General features: G+C 69.3%; 7 protein-coding genes. 2 read left to right on the top strand and 5 right to left on the bottom strand.

The features are described from left to right. Positions 1–37: 37 nt before the first annotated feature. A complete protein-coding gene (locus WMF20_RS18675) occupies positions 38–3,268 on the bottom strand; it encodes a hypothetical protein (protein WP_437615444.1) in 3,231 nt (1,076 codons plus the stop codon). A 659-nt stretch (positions 3,269–3,927) separates the two neighbouring features. On the opposite strand from WMF20_RS18675, the gene WMF20_RS18670 reads away from it, so the two are divergent. Beyond that, positions 3,928–9,576 carry a protein kinase domain-containing protein gene (locus WMF20_RS18670; RefSeq protein WP_437615441.1) on the top strand — a complete coding sequence of 1,883 codons (5,649 nt, stop codon included), beginning with the start codon at positions 3,928–3,930 and terminating at the stop codon, positions 9,574–9,576. Positions 9,577–10,436: 860 nt separating this feature from the next. On the opposite strand, the gene WMF20_RS18665 is transcribed toward WMF20_RS18670, so the two are convergent. Continuing rightward, on the bottom strand, positions 10,437–10,715 hold the full coding sequence (locus WMF20_RS18665; RefSeq protein ID WP_437615439.1) for a hypothetical protein: 279 nt from the start codon (positions 10,713–10,715) through the stop codon (positions 10,437–10,439). A 49-nt stretch (positions 10,716–10,764) separates the two neighbouring features. On the opposite strand from WMF20_RS18665, the gene WMF20_RS18660 reads away from it, so the two are divergent. Then, positions 10,765–11,933, top strand: a protein-coding gene (locus tag WMF20_RS18660; RefSeq protein WP_437615437.1) for an IS3 family transposase whose coding sequence is annotated in 2 segments (ribosomal slippage) — positions 10,765–11,017 and positions 11,017–11,933 — 1,170 coding nt in all. Because the reading frame shifts where the segments join, the coding sequence is not laid out codon by codon here. On the opposite strand, the gene WMF20_RS18655 is transcribed toward WMF20_RS18660, so the two are convergent. The 3 genes from WMF20_RS18655 to WMF20_RS18645 all read right to left on the bottom strand — a co-directional run bounded on the left by WMF20_RS18655 (position 11,909) and on the right by WMF20_RS18645 (position 16,036). Beyond that, positions 11,909–12,418: a HEAT repeat domain-containing protein gene (locus tag WMF20_RS18655; protein WP_437615435.1), complete on the bottom strand. Its 510-nt coding sequence runs from the start codon at positions 12,416–12,418 to the stop codon at positions 11,909–11,911. The genes WMF20_RS18660 and WMF20_RS18655 overlap by 25 nt on opposite strands. A gap of 86 nt (positions 12,419–12,504) precedes the next feature. Continuing rightward, entirely contained in the window at positions 12,505–14,220 is a 1,716-nt protein-coding gene (locus WMF20_RS18650; RefSeq protein WP_437615433.1) for a HEAT repeat domain-containing protein, read from the bottom strand. Between the two features lie 424 nt (positions 14,221–14,644). Further along, positions 14,645–16,036, bottom strand: coding sequence for a hypothetical protein (locus WMF20_RS18645; RefSeq protein WP_437615431.1), 1,392 nt, complete (start codon positions 16,034–16,036; stop codon positions 14,645–14,647). Positions 16,037–16,039: the final 3 nt, after the last annotated feature.

Genomic DNA, 16,039 nt, shown 5'->3' with positions numbered 1-16,039 from the left:
GGCGGCATAGGCGTCCAGTTGATACCTGCTCATCGCTTCACCTCTTCCCCATCGACGCGAGCAACCAGGCATCCAGAAGATCGGGTACGATCTGGTCGAGCACCGCGATGGCGTTCCACGCGTCCTTCCTGATCCGCAGGCCCTGCTCACGATACGCCGTCAAAAGTTGCGCCGCCTCGGCGACGCGCAGCTCGGCGTCGACGACCGTGCGGCCGTGGCCGACCGAGAGCTCGCGCTTCGCCTTCGCCTCCGCCTCGATCAACGTCGCCGTGACGCTCGGCGCGGCTCCGGGCGTACCGAAGACCCAGGCCCGCGGGAGCTCTTCGAGAAGCTGCTGGCTTGCCCCTTGGCGGAGCTTCAGCAACGCCGCCGCCCGGCGTCCGCGCAGGCTGTCCTGCGTCGCGACCTCGGTCAGGTCCGACATCCGAAGTGCGAGGCGCTCCTCCCAGTCGCGGGGAAGCTCGATGGGACCGCCCTCGCCGAACACCTCCGCCTTCATGGATTCGAGGAGCAGCGGTGCCTCCGGCCGCCCACCTAGCGCCTCCTGATACAGCGTCAGCTCGACAGCGCGCGGCATGGCGCGCGCCTGTTTGGCGGTCTCGATTAGCTCGGTAATCTCGTGGACCTCCTTGCGCCGCAGCGCTCGCGCGAGAGGTCGCGGCTCCGAGCGGGTCACGCCGAGCCAGGTGAAGCCGCGGCACTCGGTGCGGTACAGATCAAGCCACGCGAACCGGGTGCGCGCGGGGAGCCGCGCCGCCGCGGCGAGCAGGACCCAGGGCGCGCGTGCGGCGACGAGATCGAAGAGGTAGAACCACTCGAGCCCGAAGGCCGCGCGGGCCCGTACCGCGCCCACGAAGCGGTCAAGCCACACGTCGAATGCCGGCGGATCCGCCGTCATGTCCTCCAGCGCGCGAAGGATCTGCGGCTCGTTCTTGGACCACAACCCCTCGTCAAGCGCCGAGAGTGCGCGCGGCGGGACCGCCTCCACGTCCAGGGGAATCTCCACCAGCACGCCGCCCGAATGGCTCCTCACGGGCGACCGCGCCGCGTCCGCCAGGAACACGATCCACCGGCCGCGCGACGTCGGCAGCGCGCTCGCGGCCGCTGCTGCCTCGAAGCGCTGGGGCCCGACCTTCTCAAGCCCGCAGGCGACGATCGCCGGCTCGTCGAATGGTCGCAGGACATCGAAGCAGGCCAGCGCGGGTTTCTCCGGCAGGTCGCGTTCGTCAAGCAGCAGCTTGAGCACGAACTGCCCCGGGCGCGCGACACGCGAGGGGTGGTGCATCCGGGGGACGACTACCTGGAAGCGGTAGGCCGCCGGATCGCCGTCGACGCGGGCGGCGACGACGATCGAGCTCTTGTCGGGCCGGAGCTTCTGCCGCACCACGTCGCGCAGCGGGACCAGCGCGCGCCCGAGGCGATCGGTGCGGCTCGTGACGAGGCGCGCCCCGCCCTCGTCCTCCAGCCACACCTCGCGATCGGGCTCGGAGCGCACCTCCACGCAGGCGTGCGTGAAGACCATGCGCTCCGTGAGGATCGCCGTCCCGTCGAGCGGCGCCTCCTCCCTAGACACGACGTCTTTCCACAAGCGCACGTAGCGCCGCGCGAGCGGCACGCAGACACGGAGGATCTCCCCCGAGTTGAGCCCCAGCGACGCCGCGATCTCCTGCGCGTCCGCGGGGGCCTGGACCTCGAAGCGGCCTGGGCCGAGCGCCGTGACCACGCCGTGCGGGCTGGTCACATGGGCCAGGAGCTTCGATCCGAAGACGACCCGCCGCGCCTCGACGAGCTCCACGATGTGCGGCGGGATCACCGTCCATCGGGCACAGAAGCTCCGCCCTTCGCGCGCCGTGAGGCGCACCCGCACGGTGCCGCATGCGCCTCGGAGCTGCGGGAGCCCGCTGAGCCGGATACGCCCCGTCGCATCGCGCGCCACCGTCTCGAAGGGCGCGTGCGGCCCGGCGCCTACGACCACGCCGACCCCATCCGGGGCGTCGTTCACGGTCAGATCGGGCAAACGCTCGAAGGCGCTGGTTGCGCGCGAGAACTGGGACGGCAAGCCTCCCTCGATGCTCACGGAGAGGACCCGCCGCCGGCACTCCAGCACCGTGATCTCGCCTCCCGCGGTGAGCACGCGGGCCTCCCCTTCCGTGGCGGCGTCGATCGCCCAGGCGGCGGCTGCCCCCCCGGACAGCTCCGCGGCGGTCACGCCTCCCGAGGTCTCGATCACGATCTCTTCGCGCGCCAACAGGAGGCGGCGCTCGCCGACGGCGATGAGCTCCTGATCCGCGCGGAGCATCCGGCCCTCCCCGTCGAACCACCACAGCGCCTGGTCCGGGAGCACCAGCGTCTCGATGGGCACCACCTGCGCCGCGCCGCCCCTCGCCGCATAACGCGCCACCACGCTCGCGGTCGAGCTCCCCATGCCGAGGAGCCACTCCAGACGCCCCTTGACGGCGTCGTCGCTCTCGAACCGCTTCCCCCCTTCCGACCACGCGATCAAGCGCGCTCCGTGCGTCTCGGGCTCCAGGGCCACGGTCGCATACGTCACGTCCGCGGGGATGCACCGACGGAGCGCCGGATGCGCCAGATCCAAGCTCGCGCGGAGCTCGATTCGACGATCTGGTAGCAGCATCGCGCGCAGCTCCAGCGCCGCGCCGAAGGACGCCGCCGGCGCTCCGCGCGGCGACTGCGCCGCGTCCCGGAACGAGGCCAGCATGGCCGCTAGCAAGCGGGGATTCCTCGTCGCCGGCAGCTCGATCCCGTGTTGATCCAGCGCGCACCGGACATCGTCCGCGCTGCCGAGCGAGGTCGGATCCACCCCGCACCGCGCCAGCCGCTCACGCGTTGCCGCGGCGTCCGCGAGGATGTCTTCCAGCGCCTCCGCGGCCTCGCTCGCGTCGAGCAACTCTCGGAGCCGCCCCTGCGCCAGCAACTTGATACGAGCCACGGCGAAACGCCGGGCGGCCATGCCGTCCTGTCCTGCGAGCGCCTCCCATCCGATCTCCCGGCCCAGCGCCCCCATCAGCTCGGGGAGGTTGCCGATGTGAACGGGGAGCCCGCCCTCCCGGAGCAACGTCGCGAGAAAGCGCCTGCGGCCCTGGCGCGTCACGACCTGCCGATCGAAAGAGCGCAGGGCGTCGACCAGGGCCTCGTACAGCTCGGGATACCGGGGCGCCTCCTCGGCGCTTACCCCGATCGAGCCGAGGATGGGCCGCCACTCCAGCGCGTGCCCCTCCTGGCAGAGGAACTCGGCGGCGTAGGCCACGAACATTCGAGCGCGGTCCGGTGCCCGCAACGCCGCGATCCCCGTGCTTCGGACGCCATCCGCAAGCTCCCCCCGCAGTGCGGAGAGCTCGGCCGCCGACATGTTGAGCGTGAAGAGCGGGCGCCCGCCGTGATGTCGGCGCAGCGCAGCGTTCGCCGTCTGTCCCCGCGCGCTCACCAACACACCTCGCGCAGGAAGTACCGGACCGCGGTTCGCTTCATCGCGACCTCCCCCTTTCATCGGATTTGGACACTAATCTTGCGAAGTGGTCAACCTTTCCCACCACGACGACGCGAGCCCCATCCTCGCGCCAAGGCGCGCTCATGTAAACGCCGCCCCGGAAGCAGGTCCAGACCAGGTCCGCATACATCACCCACAGCTTCAGCGGCGAGCACCAGCGACGGCGTAGGTCCCTCCGCCACCATGGAGGGAGATGTCCGTCGGCCCAGCTCTCGCTCCGGCGCGTGCCACCTACCGCTACGCGGCGCTGAGCCTCTCATCCAGTCTACCAGGCACCCGCGCAATCATGTACGCTGATTCCTTCCGTTCGTAGGTAGCGCCCGTCGGGAAGCCGGGAGAGCTCCTAGAGGGTTCCATCGTACGAAGCGCAACTTCTTCTCGAGGAGCGGCGCTATCGCCCAGATCGAGCAATGCACGCGATGACGACTCACTATCTTCAGCTGACCGGAAACGCCGTCCGCAGTGAGCCAGAGTTCCGCGGGACCAAGGGCCTCCGCCCCGGCCAGCACGTTTTCGACGAGCTGACCCACCGGTGGGCCAAGTCGGGGGGGAAGAACTACGTCATCGTGGCGCGGGGGACGGAGGCACAAGAGCTGGTCTTGTTCTCCGATCTCTGCAGGGCTACGGCGAGGATCTCACCGCGCGGTGATGCGCTGCTCATCACGGACCTCCTCGCGCCCGTTCCGGTTCCGCCAGAGGCCGTCCGCTTCCAGGCGTCGTTCAAGCCCGTCGCTCCGAATGCAGGCCCACCGCCCGCTGATCAGCTCGACGGCTTGCTACTCCTCCTCGCCGCGCCGGCGGCGCGCGTCGCGCCCATGTCGCTGCATGCGGAGCCTGTCGCGCCTCCGCCGCCGAAGCCGGAGACGCCCACGCTCCCGTCGCGCCGCCACATCGCCGACGAGGGTCTCCTCGTGACCGCGCAGGCCCTCGGCGATGCGTCGCTGCATGCGAAGCCTGTCGCGCCTCCGCCGCCGAAGCCGGAGACGCCCACGCTCCCTCTGCGCCGCCGCATCGCCGACGAGGATCTCCTCGTGACCGCGCAGGCTCTCAGCGAGGACGTGAGGCGCCGGCTGTCGGGGGTGCCCCCCGCCACGCGGAGGCGCTTCTTGCCACGGAAGTCCCCCCCTGTAACGGACGTCCTCACGACCGCTCGGGAGTTCCTGAACACGCACAGCGTCCGGACGCGCGCGTTTCTGCCCGAAAAGCTCCGGCCACTCGTGGCTGGCCCTCTGCCTGGTGATGTCGAGATAGACGAGCGCGTGCACCAGGCCCTGCGGCGCGCGCTCGGCGTGCCGCTGCTGAACACCGTGTGCAACCCCGCGTCGTTCGGCAACCAGAAGCTCCAAGCGTTCCTCGCAGCGCTCTCTCAGCTGCCATTGTTCGACGAGGATCGCGCGCAGATCTGGCTGGCCATGGCGAGCGGGGTCGGAGCTCGGGACCGACTGGTCGAGCTCGAGGAGAGCGCGAAGGACCTGAGCCACGCGGCCACCGGCCCAGGGGCTGCCTTCGCCTGGCGTCGCGCGATTCTCACGTGGCTACGCGAAGGCCTCGACGATCTGACCGACGACGACGCGTTCCTGGCGTCGCACGTGAAGCACCTGTTGGCCGCGGAGCACGACGCGAACGCCGCCGCAGTCCTCCTCCGCTGGAGGGACTACCGTGCACCGACCTCAAAACGCCGTGCCGCCGCGTCGGTGCTCGCGCCGTCGGGGGAGATGCCGACGGATACCGCGCCGCGTCCGCGACCGGGGCCAGTGACGAGCCTTGCCACCGTCCTGTCCACGCCGCCCATTGGGCCGCTGAGCGTCAGGATTAAGGCGAAGGGTAGCGGGGCCGCGCAAGAGGCTGGCGAAGCCGCACCATGCGCTCGCGAAACTGCGCTGGGCGCCAGCGAGGAGGAACCTGGCGCTGGCGTGCATGCCGTGGATGCCAGCACGGACTCGCCAAGTACCGGCGAGGATGCGCGGGGGGTCGGCGAAGCTGCGCAGGACGTCGGCGGAACTGCGCAGGGTTCCAGCGAGGCTGCGCAGGGTGCCCTCCAATCCACGCAGCGGGTCGATGCCAACAGCAACCTGCCGCCCGGCGTGCCAAGTCCTTCGGAGCCGCGCGTGGGCCAGACGCCGTCACCGCCACCGTGTGTCCGCACCCTTTTGGACGCAGCGCGCGCGCGCCTTTGTTTGGACGTGAGCGAGGTCCTCCGCACGCTGGAGTCCCTGCGCGAGGCCGAGGAAGGGTGGCTCGGGGCGCCCCTCGACCCGGCGCGTCCACTCCAAGTAGCGGCCACGCTGAGCCAGGCCATCGCCTCCCTCAACGCCCAGGTCGCACGGCTGCCCGAGCAGAACGAAGTCGCCGCCGTCGCGACCTCGGTCGACGAGATCGCAGCCTGGCTCGGTACCGGCATCGAAGCCCCCCTTGACGACAGCCTCGTGGGCCTGCTCGGGCGGCCCGACAGCCTCGATCAGCTCCAGAGCGCGCGCGCCCTCGCGACCCGAATCGAGGCACTTCTCCCCGATTGGATCTGGCAAGGGATGATGGACCGCGCCGCGCGCGCCAGCCAGCTCATCGATGCCGGTGCCTTCCGCGACGAGGTCCAGGCCTGTCTGCGCTGGGTGGAGGAGCGCCCGGCGACGGAGCAGGAGCACGTCCGCGATCTCCCGGACCTGGGTGCCGGCACGCTCGCGGAGCGACTCCGGCGGGCGTTTGAAGAGCGGGCCGCACGGGACGAACGTGAGGGCCGACTCATGCAAATCGCAGAGATCACCACCGAGCAGGATCGTGACCGCCTCTCGGCTGGGTGGCCTGGCACCGAGGACGAGGTCCTCGAGCGCGAAAAAATCCTGCGGCGGTTTAGGGAGCTCTCGGACTCGCTCGGTACGGCGACGCTCGACGCCGTCCGGGAGCACCTGCGAACAGCATCCCTCGACGACTGCAGCAACACGCTGCGCGACATCGACGTGGTCCGCGCTCTGCTCAACACGATCTCCAACCTCACCTTCCAGCAAATCCGGGAGATCGCCCGGCGTTTCTCGCCCACGTCTACTGACGTGCCCTCGATCCCCGCGTTCTGGTTCGATCCCCCGCTGTCCTCGAAGAGCGACGGCAGTGCCAGCGCCGCGGTGCATCATGCGCGAGGCGTCTACAAGCAAATCGACACGCTCGACTACGGGACCGTCTGCCTCCCGGTGCAGGTGCGCTTCAAGTCACCGCTCCCAGCGGCGACCCAGCTCGGCATCAAGCTCACGAAACTGTCCGTGAGCTTCGTGACCCCGCAAGCACATGCGTACCGCGAAGAGATCGATCCGCTCAATCTCCCTGCGGGAACCATCCAGCACGACTTCGATATCACGGTGGTCCTCTCCCGACGCTTCGCCGAGGATATGGCGGCGCGCAAGAGGGAGCTGCAAGTATCGATCACGGGCACCGCGCCGGACGGCAAGAGCGAGAAGACCACGCTGACCTGGAAGGTGCTGGCGTTGACCATGCCGGAGCTGCGCGATCCCATCCCCCAGAACGTGGAGCCGGAGGACATGCTGCGCTGCCGGCTCGGCGTCGAGCGCCGCTACGATGCCTTGCTGAGCATCTTGCGCCAGGGCACGTCGTCCTTCTTTGTCTACGGACCCCGGAGGTTTGGCAAGACGAGCTTGCTCCGTGGCGTACAGAAGTTCATCGACGCCGACGACGTCGTCCTGCTGAACCGCGTCGCAGCCAGCCAGCGCCCACTGGCGAGCCTGTGGGACGAAATCGCGAAGCAGTTCGAAGCCAGGTTCATCCCCAGGAAAGTATACCGGGAGCTGGAGGATGGGCTTCTGCCCATGGCGCACGCATACGATTCCGTCCGTGAAGCGGCGGCAGAGCGCGGGATTCGCGCCATCTACGTCCTCGTGGACGAGGCGCAGGCGATGTTCGCGCATTCGCGACGCGAGCAGCTCGCGGAGCGGCTCAAGGAGCGGATGGAAGACTCGTGGGCCGTGGTCAAACGCGACGGTAAGGTGCAGCGCGCGGCGGTGCTCTTCGGGTTCGTCGGCCAGGGGCACCTGCCGAAGCTGATCAGCACCAACCTGCGCGCCTCGCTCAAGGAATTCCACCGGTTCGAGTTCAGCGATGACGAGATCGTCGACCTGCTCCAGCGCACCACCAGCGGCGATGGCCTGCAGAGCTCCCGCGAGGCGCGCGAGCACCTCGCGAAGCTCTCCGGGAACCTGTTCATCCTTGGCAAGCTCCTGACGGAGATCCTCACGCTCTGCCGGGAATCGCACCGAACTTGGTTCATTCGCACCGACGTCGACCGTGCGAGCGCGAAGATCGAGGCGGACTTCCGCAACGGCGACACGGCAATCTGGGACTGGGTACGTGATCCGCTCAACGAGAGCGACAACCTCAATGACTGGAAGCCGAGCACCGCCTACCCGCTGGCTCTCGCCTGGGCCGGTGCGCGCGCGCAGAGACCAGCCGGCGGGAGCGCCGGCCGTGCCGAAGCCAGGGCGCTGCTCCGCAAGCTATGCCCCGACGCGGAACCGCTCGATGAGCGGCTGAACGAAGCCGAGGGAGAGCTCGAAAACCTGCGCGTCCTCAACGATCATGGTGAGTTCAAGCTGCCGATGCTTGAGCGGCTGCTCGCGATTCGCGCGCTCAGCCCGCGCCCGCTCCATGACGATGCCGAGCGCGAAGCCGCGCAGCGCCTCGGGCTCCACCGGGTGCGACGGCCGCCGCGCGTGAGCAGCAGCGACGCCGACGAGGCCCCCGATTTCGAGGGCGGCCAGGCCCGGATCTGGCGCGCGGAATGGAACAACCGCGCTGTCGCAGTGAGGGCGATCTCGCTCCGCGAGACACGAGCGAGGACGCGGTTCATCCACGAGGTCGCGCTCCTCCGGAAAATCGGCGAAGCGGGCGACCAGCGGGTTCGGGAGCATCTGCCCCGTATCCTGCAGATGGGCATCGCGGACGATGATCCTCAGCAGGGGCTCGTGGTCTACGAGTGGATCCCTGGCTACCCGCTCCCCGAAGGCAGCATGACCGAACCCACGGTCGCCGAAGTGGGCCTGCAGATGGCGGAAGTCCTGGCGGTGCTGGAGCGTTCGAGCGTGGTTCACCGCGACATCCGGCCCGCGAATGTCCTCCTTCGCGTCCCGCAGGACGACGATGCTCGCAAGGTAGAGATCAACGTCGTCCTGATCGACTTCGGGCTGGCGCGGGCGGTCGAGCAGCTCCGTGGCGGTCAACGCTCCATTGTCGAAGGCGTGGCGGAGTTCATTCCTCCCGAGGTGCTTAACACGAGCGACTCCTCGGCCTGGTCGACCGCCGGCGACGTGTACTCCACCGGCACCATGCTGCGGAAGCTTCTGAAGACGGACATGAGCGCCGCCACGACCTCGTCCGAAGCCTCCCACCAGCTCAAGGATCTCCTGCGCCGGATGGTGGTACCTCGATACGAGGATCGCCCGCGGGCCGGAGAGCTTCGAGAGCGCTTTCGCGCCATCGTGCAGAGCATGCGGGACGAGCAGCGATCGACCGGACTGGCGGATATCGCGGCGGCGCTCAAAAAGCGGATCGTCGACCTTCCAGATCCGGTGCAACAGGCGGCCCACGACTCGATGCGGAGCCTGACCTTCATCCGTGCCGGGATGCTCCAAGGCACGCGCCGCTACGCAGCCGTGGCCGCCATGCTCGAGGTCGCATTCCGGAGGATCGTGAAGGCGCGGCTCCCGCGCGGCTATGATGCCCCCACGAGCGTGTACCTGCGAAGCGCCCGTTCACTGATCGACAATGCGAGACTTCGAGCTCCCGCGTGGCTCGACGATACGCTGATGGACGTCGCGGGTAGGCTGCGCAACGCCGAGCATCACCCCGACGCTTTCAACGAGATCGTCGACCGTGCTCTCCAGCTGCTGGGCAGCACGCTCACGGCGCGGGACGCGGACACCAAGCTCGTCGACTCGCTGGACCACGCCGCGAGACTTCTGGACGAGCTCACGCAGAGCAAGACGGTCGCCCCTTTCATCAAAGAGACCCTCCACGCTGGCGCGCCCAACGGCGGCGCGGAGCGCGCATCCTGGATGCGCCATCCTTGAGGCGGAGGCCGGGGCCGAGTGGTTGTCGTGTACGCGTCCGATCGGTAAAGTCTCGCCTGTGATAGCTACCCGACTGCTGCGGCGTCAAACAACCCATCGGTACCCCTATGTATTAAGAAGGCATTTATCAGGGGACAGTAACTTCTACTGTCGTTCTACCCCCTCAGCCATCAACCTCTACCTCTTCGCCCAATCCTTCGTTTCTCGGGCCTCGCCATCTCCTTCACCCCGCCCGTCACGGTTAGGCGGCATCCCCGGAGGTACCCATCGAAGGGCGCTCCGTTACTGGGTCGATCGGAGGATCGTTCTACGCGAAGGGTGCGCCGCTGCACGTCAACGCTGGTAATCAACTCTGCGGTCTCGCCGATGCGAACGACCAGCTCGGAACTGCGGCGGGTGAACGTGACCGGTACTGAGCGAAGAAGCTCGATCAGGGTGGCAGGACCACCACCCATCTCTTGCTGGAGGCACGTCCACCCGGAGACGGATGCCACCCATCTTTTCTTGGAGCCACGTCCGCCGCGGAGATGGGTGCCACCCATCTTTTGCTGGAGGCACGTCCACCCGGAGACGGATGCCACCCATCTTTTCTTGGAGCCACGTCCGCCGCGGAGATGGGTGCCACCCATCTTTTGCTGGAGGCACGTCCACCGGGAGACGGGTGCCACCCATCTCCCGCGTGGACGAGGCAGCTCACCGAGACTGGTTCACGGTGTGCCGCCCGCCCCGAACGGGGGCGCCGCAACACAATCCACTGCGCTCACGCGGAGCCCCACCTCGCACGGCGCATCCCTCTCCCTGGGCCAGGCAGCTCGGCTCGACCGCCCCCCGACCACGGCCGCGCCCAGGGCGACTCGGTACTAGCGCGAGCACCCAATCCGCACGCCGAAATACGTGGGTCCCCACGCAGCCGCGCCCGGGTCGAGCTCCGGCGGCGCCAGGTCCGAGAACGCGGCGTCCGCGCACACGAGCCAGATCGACGGCGACCTTTCGGCTGTGAGCTGTCGCGCTATTGCGAAGGTCTCGATCAGGTTGTGCATCGGAACCACGCCGGCCGCGACCGGGGCCTCCTCCTGATCGAACGGTAGCCGCACCAGGTACACGTCCTGGTCCCCCCACGGCACCTCCGAGCGCGCCATGGTCCTCCCCCGCTTCCGTCGACACCCCCGACGACACCAGGAGGCAGGGATGGGACGGAGAAAGAGGAGGGCGTTCACGCCCGAGTTCAAGGCGGAGGCGGTACGGCTGGCGAAGGCGAGCGACCGGAGCATCGGCCAGGTGGCGAAGGACCTCGACCTGACCGAGACGGCGCTGCGCGACTGGATCAAGCGCGCGGACACCGACGCGGGCCACGGCCCGCCGGGGGCGCTGACGACGCCGGAGCGTGAGGAACTGCAGCGGCTGCGCCGCGACGTGAAGCGGCTGGAGATGGAGCGCGAGATCTTAAAAAAAGCGGCGACCTTCTTCGCGAAGGAAAACGAGTGAGGTTCGAGTTCATCGACGCGGAGAAGGCGCACTACCCGGTGCTGGTGCTGTGCGCGGTGCTGCTGGTCTCGCGCAGCGGCTACTACGCGTGGGCCAAGCGCTCGGAGTCCGCGCGGGCCAAGTCCGACGCTCAACTGAGCGCGCAGATCAGGGCCGTGCACCACAAGAGCCGTGGCCGCTACGGCAGTCCGCGCATCCACGCGGAGCTGCGTGCTCGCGGCATGCGTGTCGGCAAGAAACGGGTCGAGCGGCTGATGCGCGCTCAGAGGCTCGCGGCTCGGAGGAAGCGGCGCTTCCGCCGCACCACCGACTCGCGGCACAACGGCCCGATCGCCCCGAATGTGATCGAGCGGAAATTCGATGCTCGAGCGCCCAACCAAGTCTGGGTGACGGACGTGACGTACATTCCCACCGGCGAGGGCTGGCTGTACTTGGCCGTGATCCTGGACCTGTTCTCGCGCCGCGTGGTCGGCTGGGCCGCGAGCGCGTTCAACGATCGCGCCCTGGCGCTCACCGCGCTCGCGTTCGCCTTGGGAACGCGGCGGCCGGCGCCTGGGCTGGTGCACCACTCGGATCGTGGCAGCCCCTACGCCAGCGACGACTACCGGCTCGTGCTCGGGGCCCACGGGCTCATCCCGAGCATGAGCCGCGCCGGCGACTGCTGGGACAACGCCGTGGCCGAGAGCTTCTTCGCGACGCTGAAGGCGGAGCTGGTCGAGCACGAGCGCTACCCGACGCGAGCGGCCGCCACCGCCTCGGTCAGAGACTACATCGACAACTTCTACAACCTGAAACGCCGGCACTCACGGCTCGCCTACATGAGCCCGATCGAGTTCGAATTGAAGACCTACGTGACCGCGCGCGCGGCATAGTGAGACTGTCCGCGGAACCGGGGGAGGACCACCACCTCCGCGCTGACCGCAATGATCCCGCCGCGCTCGTCGCTCGCAAGCCGCGCGCAGAGCCACGCGAGCACAACGTTCTTCCGTGGGTCGCCATCCAGACGTAGCTCCGATCGCGATCGCAATGGAATCGGAGCGTCGTGCAGTCTGCCCCCCATCGCGAGCCCCATCTCCTTCACGAGATTGACGAGCGCGACACCCCGGTCCGTGGACGAGCGGCGGCGCAGGGCGGCAGCAGCGGCGTCGCGCACGCGCGCGTCGCTGTCGCGCAGCCGCGCCCGGGCGAGGTCGACGGCGCTCGCGTCCTCGCCGAGGAGCTCCACCACCGCGGCGCGGAGCGCCGGGCTGGGATCGTCCATCCGCGCGATGACCGCGCCGCGGTGCTGCCCCTGGGCCCAGAGGAGCCTCGCGGCCGGGATCCTCAGCGTATCGAGCTCCTGCACATCGTCCAGCATCCCCAATAGAGGCTCCACGGGAGCGTCCGCGGGCGCCAGCGACTCCAGCGCGACCCGGATCACCTCGGCGGCGTAGTCGCCTCGCTCTACGATGGCGCGCAGCCGGCTCGCGTGCTCCGGCCGGCCCGCGATCGTCCGCGCGGCGCGAGCTGCGCCGGATCGCCGTCCATGTCCGATGGCTCGTCCAGCATCGCGGCGATCCGCTCCACGGAGCCCGCGTCCCCCGCGAGCGCCGTGATCGCCGCGGCGCGAACCGCGGCGGAGGGCTCGTCGAGGAGCTCCCGGACGCGCGGCGCCGCCGCCTCGTCCCCGGCCAGCGCCTCCGCCGCCGCGGCGCGCACGGTGCCGTCGCCGTCCCCGAGCCGTCGCAGCAGCGCTTCCCGCGCTTCTGCCGTCCCGGCGACGGCCCTCGCCGCGACCGCACGCCACCACGAGTCTGGATCGTCGAGCCGACGCACGATGGTCTCATCCCCGGCGTCGCCGAGCGCGCTGGCCGCATCGGCCCGGACGAGCACATCGGGGTCGTCGAGCAGCGCGCGTACCCCCGCGACCGAGGAGGGATCCCGGGCCAGGTCGCGCAGCCTGCGCCGCCGCTCCACGCGCCGGGCCGGACGGAGGCGCGTGCGCAGCAGCGGGAGCGACTCCGGATCCTCGCGCAGCGCCTGCATCGCCGCGGGTCCGACCGGGGATGGCGCGTCGATGTGCCGCCGGAGCAGCGGAATCGCCGGCGGGTATCGGCCGAGGACCTCAATGGCGGCCCGGCGGACGTGGGGATCTGGATCTTCCAGGCAAGGCATGACGCTGTCGAACAGCGCATCCTGGCGCGCGAGGCTGCTCACGGCGCGCGCCCGCACGAACGGCTCGGCGTCGTCGAGCAGGGCCCGGCGCGCAGCGACGGACGCCACGTCGTCGCGCAGAGCCGACGCGGCGATCCCGCGGAGCGTCGGACTTGGATCGGACTGAAGCGCTCGGACCATCTCCTCCTCGCCGGCGCGCATGGTCTCCACGATCGCCACGCGCACGGACGCGTGCTCGCTCGCATCCGCGAGCCGCCCTGCCTTCACCTGCCGCGCCACCGCATCGAAGCCGAGCACCGACACCGCTGCCGCCCGGACGAGCGGCGAGGGATCCCCGGCCGCCAGGCCAAGCAGCGCGCTCGCCACCTCCGGATCGCGACGCAGCGCCCGCGCGGCCGAAGCGCGAACCAGGGCCGCCTCGTGCGCGAGCAGGGCGCGCACATAGGAGCGTTGCTCCGGACGTGCCCAGAGGTCCTCGAGCACGAAATCGCGGACATCACTCGCCAGCCCAGCGAGCCGGCCCTTCACTTGCTCAATCACCGTGGGCTCTCTGATCAGCGCACGCACCAGCGCGCCCTCGAGCCGAGGCGCCTCCGGATCCACCCCAGGGCTCGGCAGCGGCGCCTCTAGCGCCCGGCGCAGGGCGGGCGTGTACCCGGGATCGCCGGCGAGCAACGTCGCCGCCGCCGCGCGCACGCCGCACGACGGATCGCTCGCCAGGAGGTGCGCCGCCATCGGTCGGGCCAGAGGATCGGCGCGCAAGCCGGCGACCGAGGCGGCGCGCACCTCGCGTTGCGCCGCGGTCACCCCCTGGCGCAACACCGGCAGGCTGCTCGGCGCGAGCGCCACGGCGAGGAGGGCCGCCTCGCGGATCGCGACAGGCTCCCCGGCGAGCGCGAGCTCCCGCAGCCGCTCCTGAGAGGCCCAGTCGTCCCTGAGCGCGTGGATGGCCGCCACGCCGACTCCCATGTCGGACCAGCCCGAGGTGTCCCAGACAGCGATCATCCCATCGGATATAGCGGTCACTATCGCCTCCGGTCAGCGAAAGCCGAGGTAGACGACCGGCCCCTGGTGCTGGTTCGCCCAGCCCCGGTCCGGCTGGCTGAAGTTCTGGCCGTTCACGGGCGGCACCTGATGGCTTTGCACGCCCAGGTTGGCCAGCATCTGGCTACAGTTGGGGCAAGGGATCCTGCCCGTCTGCCCCTGCTGAGCGGTGATGGACTGGATGGAACCGATGCAGTCGTTCCAGTTCGGATGCTGGGGATTCATCGTATTCGGAGGGGTGCCGTTGGCGTGCTCGTAGTTTCGGATGTAGTTGGTGACCTCAGATCGGCATCGCAGCGCTGCCGACGCCGCGGGCTTGGCGCGCTTTCTCCTGAAAATTGTTCAGATTGAATGCGGTGACAGCGCCGGCGGCGCTCTGATCTGATCACGACGATTCCATCGAAACAAGCCTGCGCTCGAGGTACTCGATCGGGTCCTCACCCAGGACGTCCACCTCGTCCAGGATCCAATCATGCCGCAGGAGGGTGCCCTCGGGGCTCATGTAGAGCGTCGCTTCGACGTCGCTGCCCACGGGCACGAGCGGCGCCCCCTGGAAGCGCACACGCGGCCATACGGCGCCATCCTCGAGCGTGGCACTGTCCTTGGCCCACGACGCGTGGTCCACGGCCTCTCTCTCGAACGCGAGCATCTGAAACGCACCGAACGACAGCAACGCCGCCCCCTCGCGCAGGGGACACCAGAGCCCTCCGAGCCGGCGCTCGAACGCATGCACTGCCGGCGTCGACGGCAGCCCGTGGCGTACGAAAAGCGCGTCGAGCTCTTCGGCGTGGCACATACGCCGCAGATCGCGCCGAAAGCCGAGCCGGAAGAGCCGCGCCTCACCCCGCCCTGGCAACCCTTCGACCCAGGGCGCCACGTGCTCGACCGTGCACCCGCTGGGCCATTCGGCTCTGCTTACCCAGTAGCCGTCGACGATGCAGACCTCCTCGATCGCGGGCGGATCGCTGCCATCGATCCAGGCCACCCAACCGTCGCCACGACCGAAGCGCGGCCGGTGGCGAAACCACACAGCATGAGGGCACCCGTCCGGCCGACGCGCGAGCGGGGCGATCGCCGGCTCCTTCTGGCGATGTACGAAGGCGCCGGAGAGACCGAGCGCGCTGCATGCACCGATGAGGCGCGCGACGTCGGGTGGGCCTGCGAGGGCGTGCACGACAGAGGCCGCGGGAGCATCGAGGTCGCCTTCGTGAAGGAGGAGCGTGCCCGATTGCCAGAAGCGTTGCAGATCGTCGCTCGCTGCAGTGATCTCCGCCACGCCGAGTCTCTCTGCCAGCAGGCCTACCTGCTCGCGCCCCGGAAGCACGAGGTTCAGTCGCTGTTCTTCCTCGGCCGCCCCGGTAAGCGCGAGCCTCGCAAGGTAAACTGCCGGGTGCTCCGCGAGAGCAATCCACTCATCCCCATCGCTGCTGTACAGTCTCCCGCGCTCGTCCATCCCAAGCGCACCGCCCCACACGAAGCGGCCGATGACCACCACGCGCCGGCCGTCTCCGGGAAGCGTCGCCTGAGCGGCTCCCGCCGACACGGTTCCGAAGCATGTGTCGGACAGCTCGAGCAGATAAGGGGACTCCATGCGCCCCCCCTCGCCGAGCGTGTGGAGACCGCGCTCCCAGGCGACGAGGATCTCGGAGCAAGGCTCGCCGCGTCCTTCGAGTAGCCCGCGCAGCAGGAGCTCGTCCCACGAGCGGTTGAACTTGGCATGGCGCTGGATCCAGGAGAGAAGCGAAGGGTGAATTTCTTCTAGATTCCTTGTTGGCATAGG

Origin of the sequence: Sorangium sp. So ce834, assembly GCF_051521425.1 — a bacterium.
Lineage (GTDB): Bacteria > Myxococcota_A > Polyangia > Polyangiales > Polyangiaceae > Sorangium > Sorangium cellulosum_D.
The sequence above is the reverse complement of the archived record's forward strand: the minus strand, read 5'-3'. Positions and strand labels throughout refer to the sequence as shown.